A 20,498-nucleotide genomic window follows, 5' to 3' on the forward strand; every position below is an offset into this window, starting at 1 on the left:
CGTGGCAGGAATTGTTTACCGCAAGGTTGGCGTGTCGAGGTTCAAGGCGGCTTCGGGAATGACTTCGACGTTGGGATAAGCTTTGCGCAAGGGAGCGATGAACTGTTTCGCATCGCCGACCACGACGATGCTCGCTGCCTTCGGGTCGAGCAGCGCGATCGCCGCCGCCTGTACGGCCTTTGGATCGACCGCTCCGACCGCGGCCGTGAAGCGTTGGAGTTCACCCAGCGGTACGCCGTTCTGGACATACGCGCCGAGAATGTTGGCGACACCGGAGGTCGTCTCGATCCCGCGTCCGAAATTGCCGATCAGCACGGCTTTACGCGTGTCGAGTTCGGCCGCCGGGACGGGGGCTGAGCCCATCCGGGTCATCTCGGCGGCGATCAGCGTCACCACCTCCGCGGCGGTCGGGTTCTTGGTCTGCGTTCGCGCGGCGATCGTCCCCTGGGTCTTGCCCGCATCCAGCGCGCTGCCCGCACCGTAGGCCAGCCCGCGCTTGATCCGGATTTCCTGGTTCAGCCGCGACGAGAAGCCGCCGCCGAGCACGGTGTTGCCCACCGCCAGCGGATAATAGCGCGGGTCGGCGCGTTCGATGCCCGGCCGCGCGACGACGACGCCCGCTTGCCCCGCCTCGGGCATGTCGACGACGATCACGCGCGGCTTGGGATAGACGACCGGTGTAGCCTTCGGTGCACCTGCGCCCTGTGTCGTCCAGCGGCCGAACTGCGCCTCGGCCAACGCCTTGGCCTTGGCGGCGGTGACGTCGCCGACCATGATCAGCGTCGCCTGGTCCGGCTGGAAGCTGCGCGCATAGGCCGCGGTGATGTCGTCGCGCGTGATCGCTTTCAGCGATAGCGGCGTTCCCCCGCTGGGCGCACTATAAGGCGATGCGCCAAGCACCGCCCGGTCCGCGACGAGCCCGGCAACCTGCGCGGGGTCCTTAAGCGCCAGCGTGACTGCGTCGACCTGCTGCGTGCGTGCACGCTCGATCTCCTCGGGCGCAAACGCCGGGTTGATCGCGACGTCGGCGAGGATCGCCATCGCGGGCGCCAGCTGATCCGATTTCACGGTCACGTCGACCGACGCCCCGTCGCTCGCCGCATCGCTGCCGATCACACCACCAAGACCTTCGATGGCGCGCGCGATCTGCGTCGCGGACCGCGTCTTCGTACCCTTGGTCAACAGGTCGGCAGACAGGCTGCTGACGCCGGCGCGGTTCGCCGGATCGGTCGCCGCGCCGCCTGCGGTCACGAGATACGCGGTGACGATCGGCAGGTCGTGCCGCTCCACCGTCACCAGTCGCATGCCGTTGGCAAGGTGGGTCTCGACCGGTTGCGGGATCGTCGGCGATACCGGCGCACTGGGCGCGGGCGGCTGGACGCGCTGGCCTTCGATAGCAGGCGTGACGATCTCGATATTCGTCGGCGCCTTTAGGTCGGCAACCTGCACCGTCGGCGCCACTGCGATCGTATCCACGATACCGCCCGCAGGTTTAGCGGCAAGTGGCATGTAACGGATCGTAGCGGACTGATTTTCGGCCAGATATTTCCGCGCGACCCGCTGGATATCCGCCGCCGTCACCCGCGATATCGCCGCCAACTGCTTGTCAGCCGCCGCCGGATCGCCATCGATCAGCACCGCTGCGGCCAGCGTGCTCGCCTTGCCCTCCGCAGTTTCGCGCGACAGTATCGATCCGGTCAGGATCTCGTTCTTTGCCTCCGCCAGTTCCGCGGCGGTCACCGGTGCATCGCGGAACCGGGCGATCTCGCGCTTCAACGCGGCCTCACCCGCCTCGACCGTCTTACCGCCTGCGAGGATGGCATAGACGACCATGTTGCCGGTCGCCTGCTTGGTATCGAGCATGGCCTCCGCAGACTGCGCCAGCTGGTCCCGGTAAACGACGCTTTCGTACAGCCGTGAACTCTCGCCGGTCGCCAGCACTGCTTTCAGCACCGTCAGCGCGGGGATATCCGCGTCGCGGTCCGGCGGCAGGTGATAGCTGACCAGCACGGCAGGCAACGGCGTGTTCGGCTCGTACACCGTCCGCGTCACTGCCTTGGCCCGTGCAGGCTCGGCCACCGTCACGCGCGGGATCGGCGCGGTCGGCTTCTTGATCCCCGCGAAATACTGGTCGACCCAGCCGTTCAGCTGTGCCGGATCGAAATTGCCCGACACCACGAGGATCGCGTTGTCCGGCCGATAATAGGTCGCATGGAACGCCCGGACGTCGTCGATTCCGGCCGCTTCGAGATTCTCCAGGCTGCCGATCCCCGGCCGCGCATAGGGATGAACCTGATAGGCGAGTTCCGGATAATAGATCGAGAACAGCTTGCCGTACGGTTGCGCTAGAGTCCGCTGGCGCAGTTCCTCCTTCACGACGTCGCGCTCCGAGCCGAAGCTTTTGGGCTCGACGACGAGGCTCGCCATCCGGTCCGCCTCCGCGAACAACAGTCGCTGGAGGTGGTTCGCCGGGATCACCTCGTAATAATTGGTATAGTCGTCGTTGGTCGACGCGTTGTTGTAACCGCCGACATCCTCGGTCAGCCGGTCCATCTGCTCCGACACGAGGTTGCGCGTCGACTTGAACATGAGATGTTCGAACATATGCGCGAACCCGGACTTGCCCTTGGGATCGTCCTTCGAGCCGACGTCGTACCAGACCTGCACCGACACGTTCGGCGTGCCCGTGTCGCGGATCGCATACACCCGCAGGCCGTTCGGCAGCGTGCGCTCCGTGTAGGCGAGCGGCTTCACGGAAACCTGCGTGGGAGCGGTCTGCGCCACCGCCGCTACGGGAAGACACGCTGCGGTCAGCAGCAGCGCGGAGCGGAGGAGGCGCATGGAGATCCTTACTTGTTGCGGTTCGCGAACAGCACCGCGCCCGCGATCGCCGCGGAGCCGATGCCGACGCCGAGCCCGATCTTCGCGAGCGGCCAGCTCTTGGCCTTCTCGGCGGCGTTATGCGCGGCGGCTTCGGCCTGCAGCTTTGCCTCCTTCGCGGCGGCGAGGATTTCGTTCGGGGTGTCGCTGTCGATCTTGATGGTCACTTGGGCTCTCCTTCACTCTTCCGGGCATACACCGCACGGAAATCATTCGCGAACCGCGTCAGCGTGCCCGAGGCGATCGCCGCCCGCAGATCCGCCATCAGCGTTTCGTAGAACCAGATGTTATGCTCCGTCATGAGCATCGCGCCAAGCATTTCGCCCGACCGTACCAGATGATGCAGATACGCCCGGCCCCAGGTCGCGCACACGGGGCAGGGGCAGGCGGGATCGAGCGGCCCCATATCCTCGGCGAACTTCGCATTGCGGATGTTGATCGGGCCGGTCCGCGTGAAGGCCTGGCCGGTGCGACCCGACCTAGTCGGCATCACGCAATCGAACATGTCGATCCCGCGTTCGACCGCACCGACGATATCGTCCGGCTTGCCGACCCCCATCAGATAGCGCGGCTTGTCGACCGGCAACTGGTCCGGCGCGAAGTCGAGGCACCCGAACATCGCCTCCTGGCCCTCGCCGACCGCCAGCCCCCCGACCGCATAGCCGTCGAAGCCGATATCGATCAGCGCATCCGCCGAAGACTTCCGAAAGCCCTCGTTCAACGCGCCCTGCTGGATGCCGAAGATCGCGTTGTTCTCGGCATGATCTTCGCCCGCATCGAATGCCGCGCGCGATCGCTTCGCCCAGCGCATCGATCGCTCCATCGCCGCCGCCTGCACTTCACGCGTCGAGGTTGTCGGCACGAGTTCGTCGAACGCCATGACGATGTTCGAGCCGAGCAGCCGCTGGATCTCGATCGACCGCTCGGGGCTCAGCAGATGCCTCGTGCCGTCGAGGTGCGACTTGAACGAGACGCCTTCCTCGGAGCGCTTGGTCAGGTCGGCAAGGCTCATCACCTGATAGCCGCCGGAGTCGGTGAGAATTGGCTTTGACCACCCCGAAAACGCGTGCAGCCCGCCCAGCCGCGCGACCCGCTCGGCACCCGGCCGCAACATCAAATGATAGGTGTTGCCGAGGATGATGTCCGCGCCTGCACCGACGACGTCGGCGGGTTTCATCCCCTTGACGGTCGCGGCGGTGCCGACCGGCATGAACGCGGGCGTGCGGATGTCGCCGCGCTGCATCGCGATGACGCCGGTGCGCGCCTTGCCGTCGGTGGCGGAAATGGTGAAGTCGAAGCGGGGGCGGGTGGTCATATTACTTTTTCTTGCGGAGGCCGTAGCGATCGCCGGCCGGCGCGCCGCGGATGGTGATGAGTTCGGCACGAGTCAGCACGCCGTCCTTGTCGCGGTCGAACCGCACGAAGAATTGCGCGAACCGCGCGTGGAGTTCGACGAGCGTGATCCGGTTGTCGCCGTCGCGATCGATCTCGAACGGACTTGGCAATGCGTTGCGATCGCCGAGCCACGCCTGCGCCCAATCGGCATAGGCAATGTACCCGATCGATCCCGACGCAGCGCCCTCGGCGGTCGCATAGCTCCGCGCGACGCACGCAGTCAGCTCAGTCTGCGTCACGCGGCCGTCACCGTTCGCATCGCACGCGGCGATGAACAGTGCAGCCGGCTCGGCGAAGATCGTCGCGGGTGGTTGCGGCGCGCCCGCGGGCGGCGGCGCGCCCGCGGGCGGCGGCGCGGCCGTGATAGCCTGAAGCAGAGCAAAAGCGAGCAGCATGCCGCCCGTCATGGCAGCAGAAGCGAGGCGTCGCCATAGCTGTAGAACCGATACTTTCCAGCGATCGCATGGGCGTACGCCGCCTGCATCCGCTCGCGGCCCATCAGCGCCGACACCAGCATGAACAAAGTCGAGCGCGGGAGGTGAAAATTGGTCATCAACCCGTCGATCCCGCGGAACCGGTATCCGGGGGTAATGAAGATCGCGGTATCGCCGTCGAACGGCCGAATGACGTCGTCCTCACCGGCTGCACTCTCGATCAGCCGCAGCGACGTCGTACCCACCGCGATCACCCGACCACCGTTCGCGCGAACCGCGTTGAGCCGGTCGGCGGTGGCGGCATCGATCCGGCCCCACTCGGCGTGCATCCGGTGCTCGGTCGTATCGTTTGCCTTGACCGGAAGGAACGTCCCCGCACCGACATGCAGCGTCAGCGTCGCGTGACCGATCCCCGCCGCGTCGAGCGCCGCCATCAACTTGGGCGTGAAGTGCAGTGCCGCCGTCGGGGCTGCGACCGCCCCCGGCTCCGACGCGAACATCGTCTGGTAATCGTCCGCATCGCGTTCGTCGGTCGGGCGCTTGCTGGCGATGTACGGGGGCAGGGGCATGTGGCCCGCGCGTTCGAGCAGCAGTTCGACCGGTTCGTCGCCAGCGAATACCAGTGCGTAGCTGCCGTCGTCTTCGCGATCGACCGCCGCCGCGCTCACGCCGTTGCCGAACGCGATCACGTCGCCGTCGTGAAGTCGCCGCGCGTTGCGGATGAATGCCCGCCACCGACGCGGGCCCTCGCGCTTGTGCAAGGTCGCACCGATCTTCGAATCGCCGCGCCGTCCTTCGAGTTGGGCGGGGATGACGCGCGTATCGTTGAACACGAGCATGTCGCCACGCCGCAGCAAAGACGGCATGTCGGATACGCCCGCATCAAGGGTCCGGTCACCTTCGAGCACCAGCATCCGTGCAGCATCACGCGGCGCCGCGGGGCGCAGCGCGATGTTGTCGGTCGGCAGGTCGAAGTCGAAAAGGTCGACGTTCAACGGAGTCTCACTTCTTGGCAGGCGCCTTCTTGACCGGCGCCTTGCGGGCCGGCGCGAGCTTGGGCTTCGCCGCGTTCGGGCCCGAAGCCGTTCCCGGCAACGTCACCGGCGCACCGAGCGCAGGGGCAGGCGGGCCAGCGACATACGCCGGGGGATTGTCCGCCGCGATATAGGCATGGACGATCCGCGACGGGTTCGCCGGCGGCTCGCCGCGCTCGATCGCGTCGACATACTGCATCCCGTCGATCACGCGGCCGAACACGGTGTATTTCTTGTCGAGGCTCAGGCGCGGCTGGAAGACGATGAAGAACTGGCTGTTGGCGCTGTCCTCCTTGTCCGATCGTGCCGCCGATACCGCGCCGCGGACGTGCGGCAGATAATTGAATTCGGCCTTCAGGTCGGGCAGCGTCGAGCCGCCGGTGCCGTCGCCCTTGGGATCGCCGCCCTGCGCCATGAAGCCGTCGATCACGCGGTGAAACGCGAGGCCGTCATAGAAATGCTGACGGGTCAGCGTCTTGATCCGCTCGACCATCAGCGGCGCGACGTCGGGCCGCAGCCAGATCGTCACGCGGCCGCCGGTCGACAGATCGAGCAACAGCAAATTCTGCGTATCGGTCGTGAGCGGCGGCGTCAGGCGCGCAGGCGCTGCCACGACATCCTTCTTCTGCGCTGCGGCTGGCACCGTGACGAGGCACCCGAGCAACGCGAACATTCCGACGAAAAAGCGCATCAAATTCCCACTCGCAAGAGGCCCGGCGCAACCAGGCTGCCGCCACTTAGAGCAAATCCCCGCTTGCGCCAATCTGAACGTGCGTGGCTGCTGACGCCGAACTGCTCCCCTCCCTTCCAGGGAGGGGCGAAGGAGGTCAGCTCCCCTTGCGACCGATCTTCTCGACCCGCGCGACGACCTCGACCCGCACCGATTCCGGCACGAACTTGGCGATATCGCCGCCGTACAGCGCGATCTCCTTGACCAGCCGGCTGGCGATCGGCTGCAACGCGACGTCGGCCATCAGGAACACCGTTTCGACGCGCGGATTTATCTGCTGGTTCATCCCGGCCATCTGGTACTCATATTCGAAATCGGCGACGGCGCGTAAGCCGCGGACGATCACCTTTGCACCCTGCCGTTCGGCGAAATCCATCAGCAGCGAATCGAATGCGACGACCTCGATGTCGCCGCCGATGCTCGCCACCTCGCGGCGCACCGTCGCCATCCGCTCCTCGATCGTGAACATCGGCGACTTCGACGGGTTGGTGGTAACGCCGATCACCAGTCGATCGACGAGCTTCGCGCCACGCCGGATGATGTCCATGTGACCCAGGGTGACCGGATCGAACGTGCCGGGATAAACGCCGATTCGCGGTGTCATTGCGCTCTCCTAGCGGTCGCGTTCGAGAACGTAGCGGGCGATATCCCGCAGCAGATCGGCTTCCTTGCCATAGCTATGGAGATGCGCGATCGCCTGGTCGACCAGCATCCGTGCCTGTTCGCGCGCGCGCTCGGGGCCGAGCAGCGACAGAAACGTCTCCTTGCCCGCGACCTCGTCCTTGCGCAGCGACTTGCCGACCACCGCCTCGTCGCCCTCGGCATCGAGCAGGTCGTCGGCGATCTGGAACGCGAGCCCCAGATCGTGCGCATAGCCGCGCAACCCGACGCGCCCCTCGGGTGGCAGGCGCCCGAGGATCGCCCCAGCCTCGACCGACGCCGAGATCAGCGCCCCGGTCTTCATCTGCTGCAACCGCGTGACGGTGGTGAGGTCGAACCGCGTGTTTTCGGCCTCGATGTCCATCTTCTGCCCGCCCGCCATGCCGTTGGGGCCGGCGGCGCGCGCGAGATCCTGAACCAGTTCGATGCGGACGAACGGATCGGGATGCGTGGCGGGATCGGCGAGGATCTCGAACGCCAGCGCATGCAGGCAATCGCCCGCCAGGATCGCGGTCGCCTCGTCGAACAGCTTGTGCACGGTCGGCTTGCCGCGGCGCATGTCGTCGTCGTCCATCGACGGCAGATCGTCGTGGATCAGCGAGTAGACGTGGATCGCCTCCAGCGCGGTCGCGGCTCGTGCAGAGCAGTCGCGTGATACATCGAACAGGTTGGCGGTCGCGAACACGAGCAGCGGCCGCAGGCGCTTGCCGCCGCCGATCGCCGCATGGCGCATCGCCCGGTACAGATCGTGACGCGGATCGTCGGGGATCGCCAGCAACCGGTCGAACTGCCGGTCGATCTCCGCCGAAACCTCGGCGAGCGCGTCCTTCAGCGTGGTGGAAATCGCTGCCACCGGCTCAGCCTGCCGCGAACGGGCGCACGCCCACGGGCTTGCCCTCGCCATCGAGCCGGATCGCCTCGATCCGCGCCTGCGCCGCGTCGAGCCGGTCGGCGCACCGCTGGCGCAGCTTGTTGCCGCGCTCGTACAGCTCGATCGCCTGCTGGAGCGGCGTGTCGCCGCTTTCCAGCTTCCCGACGATAAGCTCGAGTTCCTTCAGTGCATCCTCGAACGCGAGGTCTTCGATCGGCGTGTCCATGTCCGCCGCTATGGCGCAGGCACGCGATGGGGGTCAAGGACATGGCGCGCGTGTTCAGCGCAGCCGGCTCACGGTCCAGGTATAGAGCACGGAGACGCCGACCAGGCCGAAGTCGACCGCCGCCTGCATCCGATGCGGCGCGGGATCGCGCACGTCGTGCGTGACCAGTCGCAGATCGACGGTAGGATGGCGCACGGCGATCGCGGTCAGCGTGACCAGCCCCGCGATCAGCAGCGTCCCCTTGTGATTTCGCATCGTGCGTCCCCCCGGCAATGCGTGCGATCATGTCGCAAATGTCGCGTGCCGACAAGTCGACCGTCAAACCCCGGCAGCGGTCAGGCGGCGGTCAGTCGGCATTCAGGCGGCGATGCACACCGGGGCTTCGCGCGCTCGATCGCGCCCGGCAGCCTTCGCCGCGAACAACGCGCCATCGGCGCAGTGATACAGGTGCTTCCAGTCCTTCTCGTGCAGCAACGGCCCGGTGCAGGCGCCGATGCTCGCGGTCACCACGATGTCGAACGGCATCCGCTGACGGCGCAGGCGATCGAGCACCGCGTCGGGCGAGACGGCGTTCGCCGCGTCGAGCAGGATCGCGAATTCCTCGCCGCCGATCCGCGCGACCAGCGCATCCGCCGGCACCGCGTTGCGCAGCGCGCGCGCCACTACGCGCAGCACTTCGTCGCCGCCGTCATGGCCGATCTTCTCGTTGACGCGCTTGAAGTGGTCGACGTCGGCGATCAGCAGCATCTGGTCGCCCGGACGGCCGATCGCACGCGTCAGGAACGCGCGACGATTGAGCAGTCCGGTCAGTGGTTCGGTATCCGCCAGCAACCGCGCGGCAATCTCCTGTTCTCGGGCCTCGTCGCGCTCGACGCTCAACAGTCGGATCCGATACGCGATCGCCAGACTCGACAGCATCGATTCGAGCGCCATCGACAGGATTGTCGAATTGTCGAGCCACAGGCTCCATTTCAGCAGGCCGAATGCATTCGCGACGCGCAGGCCGGCCACCGCGATCGGCACGCTCCATGCCAGCGAGAACAGCCACAGGAAATGGCTGCGCGTTCGCCAAGCGTTGTAAAGGACGGTGGGGATCAGGATCAGCAACGCGAGGTAGGCCGTCGCGAGCAACCTATCGAGCACGTGGAAATGCCACGGTGCGCAGGCTGCCCACGCGGTTGCGCTGCTCAGCAACGCGACCATCACCCAGGTGCTCGCGGGTCGCAGCCATCCTGCGAACACCGGCCGCTCGAAGAACGCGCGCGCGAACAGCAAGGCCGAGACGGCGGACCCGGCGAGGAACAGCGTGTTCAGCCGCTGCCGGTCGTTATTGTCGAGGGTGGGGACCATCTGCCCGAGTGCTCCCGACGACGTCAGCGCATAGGCCAGCAGGCACAGCACCAGCAGGCAATAGGCAGGCTGGAAAGCCTGGCGCAGCGCCCCCCACAGAGCCAGGTTGTAGACGATCAGCGCCAGCGCCATCCCGCCAAATGCGCCGTACAATGCCGCCAGCAGGATTTCGGTAACATCGCGTTGTTGGTGGTCCGCGATCGCAGGGCCGAGGATGAGACCGCGCAGGTTCGCCGCGCCCTCGATGTGCCAGAGCAGCCGAACCGGCGCGGAGTCGTGATACGGGATCGGCTGGACGATCACCGCGCCAAGCCCGAGCAACTGTCCTGCGGTGCGCGAAGTGAACCCGGTCTGGCGGATCGCGCCATCGGCATACTGGACATACAGCGTGACGCGGTTCACCCATGTGCTGCCGATCCGCACGGTATCGGCCCGCGTCGTATTCGCGGGCAGGGGCTTCGACACCACCCAGAAATCGCCGCCGCCGAACCGCGTCTGCGGTGTGGTGCAGTCGAACCCGTCAGGGTGCGCGAACAGTGCTTTCGGCGTTTGGCCGGATAATGCGGGACGCACGCATACCGACACGGGTGTGCCCGTGATGGCTGCGGCCGGAGTCGCGAAGGCAACGCAAAACGACAGCGCCACCGCGCCGATCATCCATCGCAGCCATGCCAAACGTTCCATGTCGCCACACTAGCACCGCTTCCCAAATTATCGGTAAACGTGGTCCAATTTGGTTGTAAATCGTTCCCCGCCAGAGGGGCGCGAAGCGTCGAAGGGGGCGGACACGGAACAAAGGTGATCGCGCACCGCCCCTCCGTGTGGCGAGCGCCAGCCACCTTCCCTCGGCGGGGACGATAGGAGCGGCTGACCGATATAAATCTGGGAAAGCCATATCAGTCGTCCCACTTGCCTTGCGAAAACTTGTCGGCCTTATCCCATTCGGACATCAGTACCTCCCCGGCGGAGGCCGGGGTCCAGTTGGAAAGGTCGCAGTAACGGAGCGTTGCGCGTCGTCAGCTACGTCCCCCAACTGGACCCCGGCCTCCGCCGGGGAGGTGAAGTACCTTCGGGGCACGTACCGGCATGTTCGATAGCAGCCTGCTTCTTATTCTCTCGCGAAGGCAGGAGCCCAGCCAAATGTCCGCCGTCGCGGAAGAACACGCTTCTCTCGATGTGAGGGATAGGACCGAAGCCAGCCCAGGTGATGCGGTGACCTCGGGAAGTTCAGCGCCACCACGCGGAAGTCGACCGCCCGAAACCGTCACCTTCAAAACGCCCGCTACATAAAAAGCCCGCCGCCGGATCGCTCCGACAGCGGGCTTTTCACCTCAACCGCAACCCAAGACTACTCAGTCTCGACGGTCTCGACCTTGCCCTTCTTCTTAGGCTTCTTCGGCGCGGCAGGCTCGATCGCGAACGACAGCGCGCCGTCCTTCATCTTCACCGTCACCTCGCCGCCGTGCACCAGCTTGCCGAACAGCAGTTCCTCGGCGAGCGGCTGCTTGATCTTCTCCTGGATCAGGCGACCCATCGGTCGTGCACCGTACAGCTTGTCATAGCCCTTGGTCGTGAGCCACGCCTTCGACTCGTCGTCGAGGACGATGTGCACGCCGCGGTCCGCCAGCTGGAGTTCGAGCTGGAGGATGAACTTGTCCACCACCCGCGCGACCACTTCGGTCGGCAGGTACCCGAACGGCACCACCGCATCGAGACGGTTGCGGAATTCCGGCGTGAACATCTTCGTTACGGCCACCTCGTCCTCGCCCTCGCGCGACAAATTGCCGAAGCCGACCGTCTCGCGCGCCATGTCGCTAGCGCCCGCATTGGTCGTCATGATCAGGATGACGTTGCGGAAATCGACCGACTTGCCGTGCTGGTCGGTCAGCCGCCCGTTGTCCATCACCTGCAACAGGATGTTGAACAGGTCCGGATGCGCCTTCTCGATCTCGTCGAGCAACAGGACGCAGTGCGGGTTCTGATCAATCGCATCGGTCAGCAAACCGCCCTGGTCGAACCCGACATAGCCCGGAGGCGCACCGATCAGACGGCTGACCGAATGCCGCTCCATATATTCGGACATGTCGAACCGCTGGAGCGGAATGCCGAGGATCGTCGACAGCTGCTTGGCGACTTCGGTCTTGCCGACACCGGTAGGCCCGGTGAACAGATAGTTGCCGATCGGCTTCTCCGGCTCGCGCAGGCCCGCCCGCGCCAGCTTGATCGCCGACGACAACTTCTCGATCGCCGCATTCTGCCCGAACACCACGCGCTTCAGATCCGTCTCGAGCGTGGCCAGAGCCAGCTTGTCGTCGGTCGAGACCGACTTCGGCGGGATGCGTGCCATCGTCGCGATGACCTGCTCGATCTCCTTCGGTGTGATCGTCTTCTTGCGCTTGTTCGGCGGCACCAGCATCTGCATCGCGCCGACCTCGTCGATCACGTCGATCGCCTTGTCCGGCAGCTTGCGGTCGTTGATGTACCGCGCCGACAGCTCGACCGCCGACTTGATCGCATCGGGTGTGTACTTGACGTTGTGGTGATCCTCGAACGCCGAGCGCAGGCCGGCGAGAATCTTGATGGTGTCCTCGATCGTCGGCTCGTTCACGTCGATCTTCTGGAAGCGCCGCAACAGAGCACGGTCCTTCTCGAAGTGATTGCGGAACTCCTTGTACGTCGTCGAACCGATGCACCGGATCGTGCCGCCCGACAAAGCCGGCTTGAGCAGGTTCGACGCATCCATCGCCCCGCCGCTGGTCGCACCAGCACCGATCACGGTGTGGATCTCGTCGATGAACAGCACCGCGTCAGGCAGCTTCTCGAGCTCGTTGACGACCGCCTTCAAGCGCTCCTCGAAGTCACCACGATACCGCGTCCCGGCCAGCAACGCGCCCATGTCGAGCGAATAGATCACCGCTGGCAACAGCACGTCTGGCACGTCGCCCTCGACGATCTTACGTGCGAGACCCTCAGCGATTGCGGTCTTGCCGACGCCGGGATCACCCACATACAGCGGGTTGTTCTTCGACCGGCGGCACAGGATCTGGATCGTGCGATCCACCTCCGGCCCGCGCCCGATCAGGGGATCGACCTTGCCGTTCTTGGCCTTCTCGTTGAGGTCGACCGTGAATTGCTTGAGCGCGCTTTCCGTCTTGCCCTTCTCCTGTCCCTTGGCCGGCTTCTCGTCGTCCGCACCCTTTGGCGTGGATGCTTCGGTCGCCTGCTGTCCGCCCTTGCCGACACCGTGGCTGATGAAGCTGACCGCATCTAGGCGGCTCATGTCCTGCTGTTGCAGGAAATACACGGCATAGCTCTCGCGCTCGCTGAACAAGGCGACGAGCACGTTGGCACCGGTCACTTCGTCGCGGCCCGAGGACTGGACGTGCAGGATGGCGCGCTGAACGACGCGCTGGAACCCGCTGGTGGGCGAGGGGTCGGTCGCCGCATCGACCTTCAGCGCGTCGAGTTCGCTGTCGAGGTAGTGCGAGACGGTATTCTTCAGATCGCCGATCTCGACGTTGCACGCGGTCATGACCTTCGACGCATGTTCGTCGTCGATCAGCGCGAGCAGCAGATGCTCCAGCGTCGCATATTCGTGGCGCCGGGACGATGCCGCCTCGAGCGCCTTGTGCAGCGTGGTCTCGAGGGCGGGTGCAAATGATGGCATTTACAATACTCCTGTCGGGCCGCGAGAACGCAAGCCCTTTGCCACTATGTCGGAACTGATATCGGTCGCATCAAGCACTTGAACCCGGCCCCGTCCGTTCCTGCGTCGGTTAAAGATCGAACGACCCGCATTACCCACGCCGTCATCCTGGGCTCGACCCAGGATCCAGAGCCATAAAGGCGGACGCTCGTAACTCTGGATCCATCCGTCTGCTGGGATGACGAAGCGGTGAGGCCGTCCCTCATCGGTCGAAAGGACAGTGCCGGTCGATGCCGTGGCCGCAATCAAAGGCACCGCGGCGGCGGTCACCGCCTGAAAAGATCGTCGGCGATGGCGCGGTGGCTGACCGCACGGTCCTTCTTGACCTGGCATCTGGCGATCTCGCCCTGCAGCACGGTTATGCGTGCATCGAGCTCGGCGACCGACAACGGATCGAGGTCCTGCCGCACGAGCGCGTCGAGCAGATCGTCGGGACGGGAGGGGGTGTCTTCCGGGTCCATAATTTCTGTAACGTTGACCCGCACCCGAGTGATGTCAATAAGGCGCGAAGTTCAAAAGGGACGTGACGAGCAGATGACCGCGATACCCGAAAACAAATCGAATAACTTAGGTTTACCTGACGTCATGAAGGCGATCGATCCGGAACAGCCCGGCGGTCCCGATGTCCTGGTGCTCGTCGACCGTCCCGTGCCGCGGGCCGGGCCGGGCGAGGTGCTGGTCAAGGTCGCGGCGGCCGGGGTCAACCGCCCCGAAGTCATGCAGCGCCAGGGCAAGTATCCGCCCCCGCCGGGTGCGCCCTCCATCCTCGGCATGGAGATTTCCGGCACGATCGTCGCGGTCGGCGACGGCGTCGGCGACGAACAGATCGGCCAGCGCGTCTGCGCGCTGATCTCGGGCGGCGCATACGCGGAATACGCGGTCGCACCGTTCGGCCAGTGCCTCCCCGTCCCCGAAGCGCTGACGATGGTCGAGGCGGCGGCGATACCCGAGACGCTCTTCACCGTTTGGACCAACCTCTTCGAACGCGCCTACGCGATGGAGGGCGACACGGTCCTCGTCCACGGCGGCACCAGCGGCATCGGCACGATGGCGATAGGGCTGTGCAACGTGTTCGGTATCGATATCATCGTCACCGCCGGCTCGAAGGCGAAGTGCGAAGCGGCCTTGAGCCTCGGCGCGACCCACGCGATCGACTACAAGTCGGAGGATTTCGTCGAGCGCGTGAAGCAGATCACCGGCGGCAAGGGCGTCGCCGCTGTGCTCGATATGGTCGGCGGCGACTACGTGCCCCGCAACCTGCAATGCCTCGCGGAGGACGGCCGGCACGTGTCGATCGCGGTCCAGGGCGGCATGATGGCGACGGTCCCCCTGTTCGAGATCATGCGCCGCCGCCTGACGCTGACCGGCTCAACGCTCCGTCCGCGCGATACGGCATTCAAGTCGCTGGTCGCCGACGAACTCGCGCGCACCGTCTGGCCACATGTCGAGGCGGGCAAGCTGAAGCCGGTGATCGACCGCACCTTCGCCTTCGCCGACGCCCCCGCCGCGCACACGAGGATGGAAGCAGGCGACCACGTCGGAAAGATCGTGCTGACGATGGAGTAAGGGGAAGGGGCAAACGCCTGCCACCCACACTACCCCACCCCGGCGAAGGCCGGGGCCCAGTTGGGGGTGCTCAGTAAGGACGCGGTGCGCTCCATTACTGCTACCTCTCCAACTGGGCCCCGGCCTCCGCCGGGGTGGTGCGTTCAGTTCGGTCGCCTAACAAAACTTGTTCTCCCGCGAAGGCGGGAGCCCAGTCTGGAACCCCGCCTTCGCGGGGAAACATGCTGACCTTGTTCCAGCTGTAAACACGATAAATCTGCTGACTTGGAACAGTCACCAGACTGCGACCACCCTGTAACAATACTCGGCTAATACTCGCGACAAGGATAGTTTTGCGGGGGCAGGCTCATGAACGCCATCACGACGTTTTCGCCATCTAGCTTAGTTGGCGCCGATATCACCGATATCGCCGACTTCATCCACTCCCGGCCCGCCGTACCCGAGCCGGTCGTCGAACGCCGCCAGTATCGCACGATCTGGATCTCCGACGTCCATCTCGGCACGCGCGGCTGCAATGCCGGGATGCTCAACGACTTCCTCGATCATGTCGACAGCGAGACGATGTACTTGGTCGGCGACATGATCGACGGCTGGCGGCTCAAGAAGAAGTTCTACTGGCCCGCCGCGCACAACGACGTGATCTGGCGCCTGCTCAAGCGTGCCAAGCGCGGCACCCGCGTCGTCTACATCCCCGGCAACCACGACGAGGTGTTTCGCCAATATTCGGGGCTCGACCTCGGGGGCATCTCGATCCGCCGCAACGCTATCCACGAGACGGCGGACGGTCGCCGCCTGCTCGTCCTCCACGGCGACGAGTTCGACGCGATCACGCTCGCGCATCGCTGGATCGCGCATATCGGCGACGCCGCCTACACGATGCTCATGGGCCTCAACCGCTGGGTCAACGGCGCGCGCCGCCGCATGGGCATGCCCTATTGGTCGCTGTCGAAGCACGCCAAGGCCAAGGTCAAGAACGCCGTCGCCTTCATCTCGCACTTCGAGGAAGTCGTCGCGCACGCGGCCGGCGTCCGTGGTGTCGAAGGCGTCGTCTGCGGCCACATCCACACCGCCGAAATGCGCGAGATCGCCGGCATCGCCTATTACAACGACGGCGACTGGGTGGAGGGCTGCACCGCATTGGTCGAGCATTTCGACGGCCACATGGAGCTCCTCCACTGGGGCGACGAGATCGCCGCCCGCGAGAAGGACAAGGTCGTATCCATGGCCGCCTGACTTAACCCTCTCCCCTGCGGGGAGAGGGCAAGCCGCGTCAGCGGCGCGGGTGAGGGCAAGTCCACGACGTCGGTAAAAAATGCCCTCACCCTCCCACCCGGCTTCGCCGGCCGGGCCCCTCGCTCTCCCGACGGGAGAGGGTAAGAAAGGATAAGCCGATGCGTATCGCGATCGTCACGGATGCCTGGAACCCGCAAGTCAACGGCGTCGTCCGCACCCTCCAGGCTGTCCGCCAGGAACTCGAATCGATCGGCCACCAGGTTCTGGTCGTCTCCCCCGAACGCTTCGCCTCGATGCCATGCCCGACCTATCCCGAGATCCGCCTCGCCTTCGCGCGCTCGGGCGCAGTCGGTCGCATGCTCGCAGCATTCGGCGCTGATGCGATCCATCTCGCCACCGAAGGGCCGGTCTGCCTCGCCGCCCGCAACTGGTGCCTGGCCCGCGCGCTCCCGTTCACCAGCGCGTATCACACGCAGTTCCCCGACTATATCGCCGCCCGTACCGGCGCGAACCCCGACTGGATCTGGCGCTACATCCGCTGGTTTCACCGGCCCGCGCAGTCGATCCTCGTCTCGACGCCATCGGTCGCGAAGACTCTTGCCGATCACGGCCTGCATCAGGTCCGCGAATGGGGCAGGGGCGTCGACTTCGCCCAGTTCGGTCTCGATGGCGCACGAGACCCCGAGCTGGCGGCATTGCCCGGCCCAATCCTGCTCTATGTCGGCAGGGTTGCGGTCGAGAAGAACATCGAAGCGTTTTTGTCCTCCAGCCACCCCGGCACCAAGGTGGTCGTCGGCGATGGTCCCGCGCGCGCCACGCTCGCTCGTCGCTTTCCACAGGCCGTTTTCCTCGGACATCGTTCCGGTCTCGATCTCGCCGCCGCGTACCGGACCGCCGATGCACTCGTCTTCCCGAGCCGCACCGACACATTTGGCCTCGTCATGATCGAAGCGCTCGCTTGCGGCACGCCCGTCGCGGCGTACCCGGTAACCGGCCCGATCGACGTCCTCGACGACCGCGTTGGCGCGATGCACGAAGACCTCGACACCGCGATCGCCACCGCGCTGACCCGCGACAGCGTCACTTGCGCCGCCTATGCCGCGCGCTACAGCTGGCCCGCCAGCGCGCGCCAGTTCCTCCACGCGCTCGTCCCGCTCGACCGCCCCCTGGATCGTCCGCTCTTGGCGGCATGATACGCGTTACGCTTGTTCGCTTGCTTGATAGCGCCGCGCGCACTAAGTCTCCTTCATGTCAGGCCGCTCCGAAAGGGGCGGCCCTTTCTATTTTTACGGAGTTTCCGCCGTGGCCCAGCCGCTCATGCCCCACGCGACCGCCGCCTGGATGGTCGACAATACCGCGCTCAGCTTCGAGCAGATCGCGGACTTCTGCGGCCTGCACATCCTCGAGATCCAGGCGATCGCCGACGACACCACCTCGACCAAGCTCACCGGCCGCGATCCCGTGCGCGCGCATGAGGTCACGCAGGACGAGATCGACAAGGGTGCCGCCGATCCCGATTACCAGCTCAAGATGATCAAGGGCCCCGAGCAGGTCCGCCGCACCAAGGGCCCGCGCTACACGCCGGTCTCGAAGCGCCAGGACAAGCCCGACGGCATCTCGTGGATCATCCGCAACCACCCGGAGATCACCGACGGCGCGATCTCGCTGCTGATCGGCACCACCCGCACGACGATCGCCGCGATCCGCGACCGCAGCCACTGGAATATCGCTAACATCACGCCAAAGGACCCGGTCACGCTCGGCCTGACTTCGCAGCGCGAGCTCGACGCAGCCGTGGCGAAGGCGGCGAAGGCAGCCGGCATGGAAGCCCCGACCGACACCCGCCTCGAAGGCGATCGCGAAGTCCTGCTCCAGCAGCTCCGCGCCGAGCGCACCCAGGCGGCAGCGGACGCACAGTTCGTGGCAGACGGCGGCGTCCTCCCCGTCAAGCCGCTCTTCGACGACCCCTTCAAGCGCTGATCGTCCTTCCCGGTATTGTCGGCAAAAAGATAAAGAGGGGCGGTGCCGAAAGGTGCCGCCCTTTTTCGTGTGGAACGCGGTGCTATCCCGTCGCACCTCTCCGGCGCAGGCCGGGGCCCAGTTGGGGGACGGTCATGGCGATGACGGCGCACCGTTACTTCAACCTTTCCAACTGGACCCCGGCCTACGCTAGGGGTGGCTTAAGGCATATCAGTTACTAACCCGACTGCGGGTTCTGGCGGACAGCAGACGAGCCAATGCCGCTGGCCTACAAACCGACCAGTTGCTAACCGCAACGGATGGCAACCGCACCCGACACCGATTTCGCGCCCACCAGCCACAAAGGGCTGACCTACCCGTTTGGTGGCGCAGAACCTGAAGTAGGCGGCACGATGCAAGTCGCCCCCGGCATAGACTGGGTCCGCCTCCATATCCCCGGCCCCTTGCGCCACGTAAACTGCTGGCTCCTCGCCGACACCAACGGCGAAGCGCTGGTCGACACCGGCATGAACACCACGGCCGCGCGCGACGCCTGGAAAGCCATCTTCGAAGGCTCCAAGGCGGACGTTCGCATCACGCAAATGATTGGGACGCACTTCCACCCCGATCATATCGGCCTCGCCGGCTGGATGTGCGACCACCACGCCGCCCCCCTGATCATGACCCGAGCCGAGTGGCTGACCGCCCGCATGCTCGCCGCCGACGCCCGCGATTCCGTCCCGCACGAAATGCTCGCCTTCTGGCGCGGCGCAGGCTGGGGTTCAGAACAGATCGACCACGCCACCGCCAAGGGCTGGGCCGGCTTTCGGAAAATCATCACGCCGCTCCCCCTCAGCTACACCCGCATCGAAGACGGCGACACGCTCACCATCGGCACGCGCGACTGGCGCGTCGTCACCGGTTCCGGCCACTCCCCCGAACACGCGTGCCTCTACGACGAAGCCGGCGGCATCCTCATTGCCGGCGACCAGGTACTCCCCCGCATCAGCCCCAACGTCTCGCTCGGCGTCACCGAACCAGGCGCCGACCCGCTGGGCGAATGGTTCGCCTCGATCGCCAAGCTGAAGACGCTGCCCGCCGACCTGCTCGTCCTCCCAGGCCACGGCGACCCGTTCACCGGCCTCCACACCCGCCTCGACGCGATGGACCGCGAGCACCGCGAACGGCTCGACGAACTCGCGGTCTTCCTCGCCGAACCCCGCCGCGCGGTCGACTGTTTCGGCCGCCTGTTCCGCCGCGCGATCGGACCCGACGTCCTCGGCATGGCGACCGGCGAAGCCCTGGCCCATCTCCGCCGCCTCGAAGTCGAAGGCCGAGCGACCTGCGACATCCAAGATGGCGTATGGTGGTGGCGCGCGCCCTGAGTTAGCATGCGGCCAAATTCAAGAGGATAGGCCCATGTGCGACGAGCATACCGCAGACGATAACGAAGCCTATCTGGCCGGAGTCTCGCGCCGCCAGTTCGGCATGATGACCGGCGCTATGGGGCTGACGATGTTGCTCCCCGCGCCCGCGAACGCCGCCGTCATCAAGGGCCGCGACGTCTCGATCGCGACGCCCGCCGGCAAGGCCGACGCCTATTTCGTCGCGCCCGTCACCGGCAAGCATCCCGGCGTGCTGGTCTGGCCCGACATCATGGGCCTGCGTCCCGCCTTCCGCCAGATGGCCGACCGCCTCGCGCAATCGGGCTACGCGGTGCTCGTCGTCAACCAGTTCTACCGCTCGACCAAGGCACCGTTCTTGAAGCCCGGCGAATCCTACGACCAACCTGAAGTCAAAAGCCGCATCGCCCCATTCCGCGAAGCGCTCACGTCCGAAGGCACCGTCCGCGACGCGAAAGCGTTCACCGCCTTCATCGACGCGCAACCGCAGGTCGATCGCAAGCGCGGCATGGCCACCACCGGCTATTGCATGGGTGGCCCGATGGTCATGCGCACGGCTGCAGCCGTGGCGAACCGCATCCGCGCAGGCGCGACCTTCCACGGCGGCGGCTTCGTCACCGACAAGCCCGACAGCCCGCACCTCGTGATCCCCCAGATGAAGGCGCAATACCTGATCGCGATCGCCGCCAACGACGACGCTCGCGCACCGACCGAGAAGGACACGCTCCGCACTGCCTTCGCCGCGGCGAAATTGCCCGCCGAGATCGAGGTCTACGCCGGCACGATGCACGGATGGTGCCCGCCCGACTCGAAGGTCTACAACGCAGCTCAGGCGGACAAGGCCTGGGCGCGCATGCTCGCGCTGTTCGACAAGGCGTTGGTATAAAACCTCTCCCCGTCATCCTGACGAAAGTCAGGACCCAGAGCCAAGGGGGCTGACGCTCGTAGCTCCGGATCCTGGCTCAAGCCCAGGATGACCGCCGTTGGAGCGACCTCCTGCAACCAGAGGCGGCGCTTGACGCTGATCCCGCTCCATGAGACCATCGTTCAC

At 65.7% G+C, this 20,498-nt stretch carries 19 protein-coding genes; 6 read left to right on the forward strand and 13 right to left on the reverse strand.

All coding sequences use genetic code 11. The annotated features are described in order from the left end of the window. Positions 1-15: 15 nt before the first annotated feature. The 13 genes from C8J43_RS15440 to C8J43_RS15500 all read right to left on the reverse strand — a co-directional run bounded on the left by C8J43_RS15440 (position 16) and on the right by C8J43_RS15500 (position 13,747). Positions 16-2,841, reverse strand: a complete 2,826-nt coding sequence (locus tag C8J43_RS15440) for a pitrilysin family protein (protein WP_133031675.1) — start codon at positions 2,839-2,841, stop codon at positions 16-18. Positions 2,842-2,849: 8 nt separating this feature from the next. Continuing rightward, positions 2,850-3,047, reverse strand: coding sequence for a hypothetical protein (locus C8J43_RS15445; protein ID WP_197978314.1), 198 nt, complete (start codon positions 3,045-3,047; stop codon positions 2,850-2,852). Further along, complete coding sequence (gene tgt / locus C8J43_RS15450; RefSeq protein ID WP_133031676.1) at positions 3,044-4,195, reverse strand: tRNA guanosine(34) transglycosylase Tgt; 1,152 nt, start codon at positions 4,193-4,195, stop codon at positions 3,044-3,046. Before tgt ends, C8J43_RS15445 begins: the two co-directional genes overlap by 4 nt. 1 nt (position 4,196) lies before the next feature. Further along, positions 4,197-4,670 (reverse strand): EF-hand domain-containing protein, encoded by a 474-nt coding sequence (locus tag C8J43_RS15455; RefSeq protein ID WP_243645598.1) that lies wholly within the window; start codon positions 4,668-4,670, stop codon positions 4,197-4,199. An 8-nt stretch (positions 4,671-4,678) separates the two neighbouring features. Then, positions 4,679-5,704 (reverse strand): tRNA preQ1(34) S-adenosylmethionine ribosyltransferase-isomerase QueA, encoded by a 1,026-nt coding sequence (gene queA / locus C8J43_RS15460; RefSeq protein WP_133031678.1) that lies wholly within the window; start codon positions 5,702-5,704, stop codon positions 4,679-4,681. Positions 5,705-5,711: 7 nt separating this feature from the next. After that, positions 5,712-6,434 (reverse strand): peptidylprolyl isomerase, encoded by a 723-nt coding sequence (locus tag C8J43_RS15465; protein ID WP_056047501.1) that lies wholly within the window; start codon positions 6,432-6,434, stop codon positions 5,712-5,714. A gap of 136 nt (positions 6,435-6,570) precedes the next feature. Then, positions 6,571-7,077, reverse strand: a complete 507-nt coding sequence (gene coaD / locus C8J43_RS15470) for a pantetheine-phosphate adenylyltransferase (protein ID WP_133031679.1) — start codon at positions 7,075-7,077, stop codon at positions 6,571-6,573. Positions 7,078-7,086: 9 nt separating this feature from the next. Continuing rightward, the gene (locus tag C8J43_RS15475; RefSeq protein ID WP_243645599.1) at positions 7,087-7,986 is read right to left on the reverse strand and encodes a polyprenyl synthetase family protein; all 900 of its coding nucleotides are present in this window, start codon (positions 7,984-7,986) and stop codon (positions 7,087-7,089) included. 4 nt (positions 7,987-7,990) lie between these two features. Beyond that, positions 7,991-8,230, reverse strand: coding sequence for an exodeoxyribonuclease VII small subunit (locus C8J43_RS15480; RefSeq protein WP_056047509.1), 240 nt, complete (start codon positions 8,228-8,230; stop codon positions 7,991-7,993). Positions 8,231-8,284: 54 nt separating this feature from the next. Further along, positions 8,285-8,485, reverse strand: a complete 201-nt coding sequence (locus tag C8J43_RS15485) for a hypothetical protein (protein WP_133031681.1) — start codon at positions 8,483-8,485, stop codon at positions 8,285-8,287. Between the two features lie 102 nt (positions 8,486-8,587). Beyond that, the gene (locus tag C8J43_RS15490) at positions 8,588-10,264 is read right to left on the reverse strand and encodes a diguanylate cyclase (protein WP_243645600.1); all 1,677 of its coding nucleotides are present in this window, start codon (positions 10,262-10,264) and stop codon (positions 8,588-8,590) included. A gap of 664 nt (positions 10,265-10,928) precedes the next feature. Next, a complete protein-coding gene (clpA, locus tag C8J43_RS15495) occupies positions 10,929-13,247 on the reverse strand; it encodes an ATP-dependent Clp protease ATP-binding subunit ClpA (RefSeq protein WP_133031682.1) in 2,319 nt (772 codons plus the stop codon). Between the two features lie 305 nt (positions 13,248-13,552). Further along, the gene (locus tag C8J43_RS15500) at positions 13,553-13,747 is read right to left on the reverse strand and encodes a DUF1192 domain-containing protein (protein ID WP_056047521.1); all 195 of its coding nucleotides are present in this window, start codon (positions 13,745-13,747) and stop codon (positions 13,553-13,555) included. Between the two features lie 124 nt (positions 13,748-13,871). On the opposite strand from C8J43_RS15500, the gene C8J43_RS15505 reads away from it, so the two are divergent. The 6 genes from C8J43_RS15505 (at position 13,872) to C8J43_RS15530 (ending at position 20,333) form a co-directional block, all read left to right on the forward strand. Next, positions 13,872-14,852: an NAD(P)H-quinone oxidoreductase gene (locus tag C8J43_RS15505; RefSeq protein WP_133031683.1), complete on the forward strand. Its 981-nt coding sequence runs from the start codon at positions 13,872-13,874 to the stop codon at positions 14,850-14,852. 348 nt (positions 14,853-15,200) lie between these two features. Continuing rightward, on the forward strand, positions 15,201-16,085 hold the full coding sequence (locus C8J43_RS15510) for a UDP-2,3-diacylglucosamine diphosphatase (RefSeq protein WP_133031684.1): 885 nt from the start codon (positions 15,201-15,203) through the stop codon (positions 16,083-16,085). Between the two features lie 158 nt (positions 16,086-16,243). Then, positions 16,244-17,278, forward strand: coding sequence for a glycosyltransferase family 1 protein (locus tag C8J43_RS15515; RefSeq protein ID WP_133031685.1), 1,035 nt, complete (start codon positions 16,244-16,246; stop codon positions 17,276-17,278). Positions 17,279-17,387: 109 nt separating this feature from the next. After that, the gene (locus C8J43_RS15520) at positions 17,388-18,065 is read left to right on the forward strand and encodes a DUF1013 domain-containing protein (RefSeq protein WP_055873545.1); all 678 of its coding nucleotides are present in this window, start codon (positions 17,388-17,390) and stop codon (positions 18,063-18,065) included. A 299-nt stretch (positions 18,066-18,364) separates the two neighbouring features. Further along, positions 18,365-19,429: an MBL fold metallo-hydrolase gene (locus C8J43_RS15525; RefSeq protein ID WP_133031686.1), complete on the forward strand. Its 1,065-nt coding sequence runs from the start codon at positions 18,365-18,367 to the stop codon at positions 19,427-19,429. A gap of 34 nt (positions 19,430-19,463) precedes the next feature. Further along, positions 19,464-20,333, forward strand: coding sequence for a dienelactone hydrolase family protein (locus C8J43_RS15530; RefSeq protein WP_133031687.1), 870 nt, complete (start codon positions 19,464-19,466; stop codon positions 20,331-20,333). Positions 20,334-20,498: the final 165 nt, after the last annotated feature.

Source organism: Sphingomonas sp. PP-CE-1G-424, from assembly GCF_004341085.1.
Taxonomy (GTDB): Bacteria; Pseudomonadota; Alphaproteobacteria; order Sphingomonadales; family Sphingomonadaceae; genus Sphingomonas.

Bases quoted from the DNA above. Each gene is read 5' to 3' on its own strand.
- C8J43_RS15440 (WP_133031675.1), bottom strand. From the start codon at position 2,841: ATGCGCCTCCTCCGCTCCGCGCTGCTGCTGACCGCAGCGTGTCTTCCC.
- tgt (WP_133031676.1), bottom strand. From the start codon at position 4,195: ATGACCACCCGCCCCCGCTTCGACTTCACCATTTCCGCCACCGACGGC.
- C8J43_RS15455 (WP_243645598.1), bottom strand. From the start codon at position 4,670: ATGCTGCTCGCTTTTGCTCTGCTTCAGGCTATCACGGCCGCGCCGCCG.
- C8J43_RS15465 (WP_056047501.1), bottom strand. From the start codon at position 6,434: ATGCGCTTTTTCGTCGGAATGTTCGCGTTGCTCGGGTGCCTCGTCACG.
- coaD (WP_133031679.1), bottom strand. From the start codon at position 7,077: ATGACACCGCGAATCGGCGTTTATCCCGGCACGTTCGATCCGGTCACC.
- C8J43_RS15480 (WP_056047509.1), bottom strand. From the start codon at position 8,230: ATGGACACGCCGATCGAAGACCTCGCGTTCGAGGATGCACTGAAGGAA.
- C8J43_RS15485 (WP_133031681.1), bottom strand. From the start codon at position 8,485: ATGCGAAATCACAAGGGGACGCTGCTGATCGCGGGGCTGGTCACGCTG.
- C8J43_RS15490 (WP_243645600.1), bottom strand. From the start codon at position 10,264: ATGGAACGTTTGGCATGGCTGCGATGGATGATCGGCGCGGTGGCGCTG.
- clpA (WP_133031682.1), bottom strand. From the start codon at position 13,247: ATGCCATCATTTGCACCCGCCCTCGAGACCACGCTGCACAAGGCGCTC.
- C8J43_RS15500 (WP_056047521.1), bottom strand. From the start codon at position 13,747: ATGGACCCGGAAGACACCCCCTCCCGTCCCGACGATCTGCTCGACGCG.
- C8J43_RS15505 (WP_133031683.1), top strand. From the start codon at position 13,872: ATGAAGGCGATCGATCCGGAACAGCCCGGCGGTCCCGATGTCCTGGTG.
- C8J43_RS15510 (WP_133031684.1), top strand. From the start codon at position 15,201: ATGAACGCCATCACGACGTTTTCGCCATCTAGCTTAGTTGGCGCCGAT.
- C8J43_RS15515 (WP_133031685.1), top strand. From the start codon at position 16,244: ATGCGTATCGCGATCGTCACGGATGCCTGGAACCCGCAAGTCAACGGC.
- C8J43_RS15525 (WP_133031686.1), top strand. From the start codon at position 18,365: ATGGCAACCGCACCCGACACCGATTTCGCGCCCACCAGCCACAAAGGG.
- C8J43_RS15530 (WP_133031687.1), top strand. From the start codon at position 19,464: ATGTGCGACGAGCATACCGCAGACGATAACGAAGCCTATCTGGCCGGA.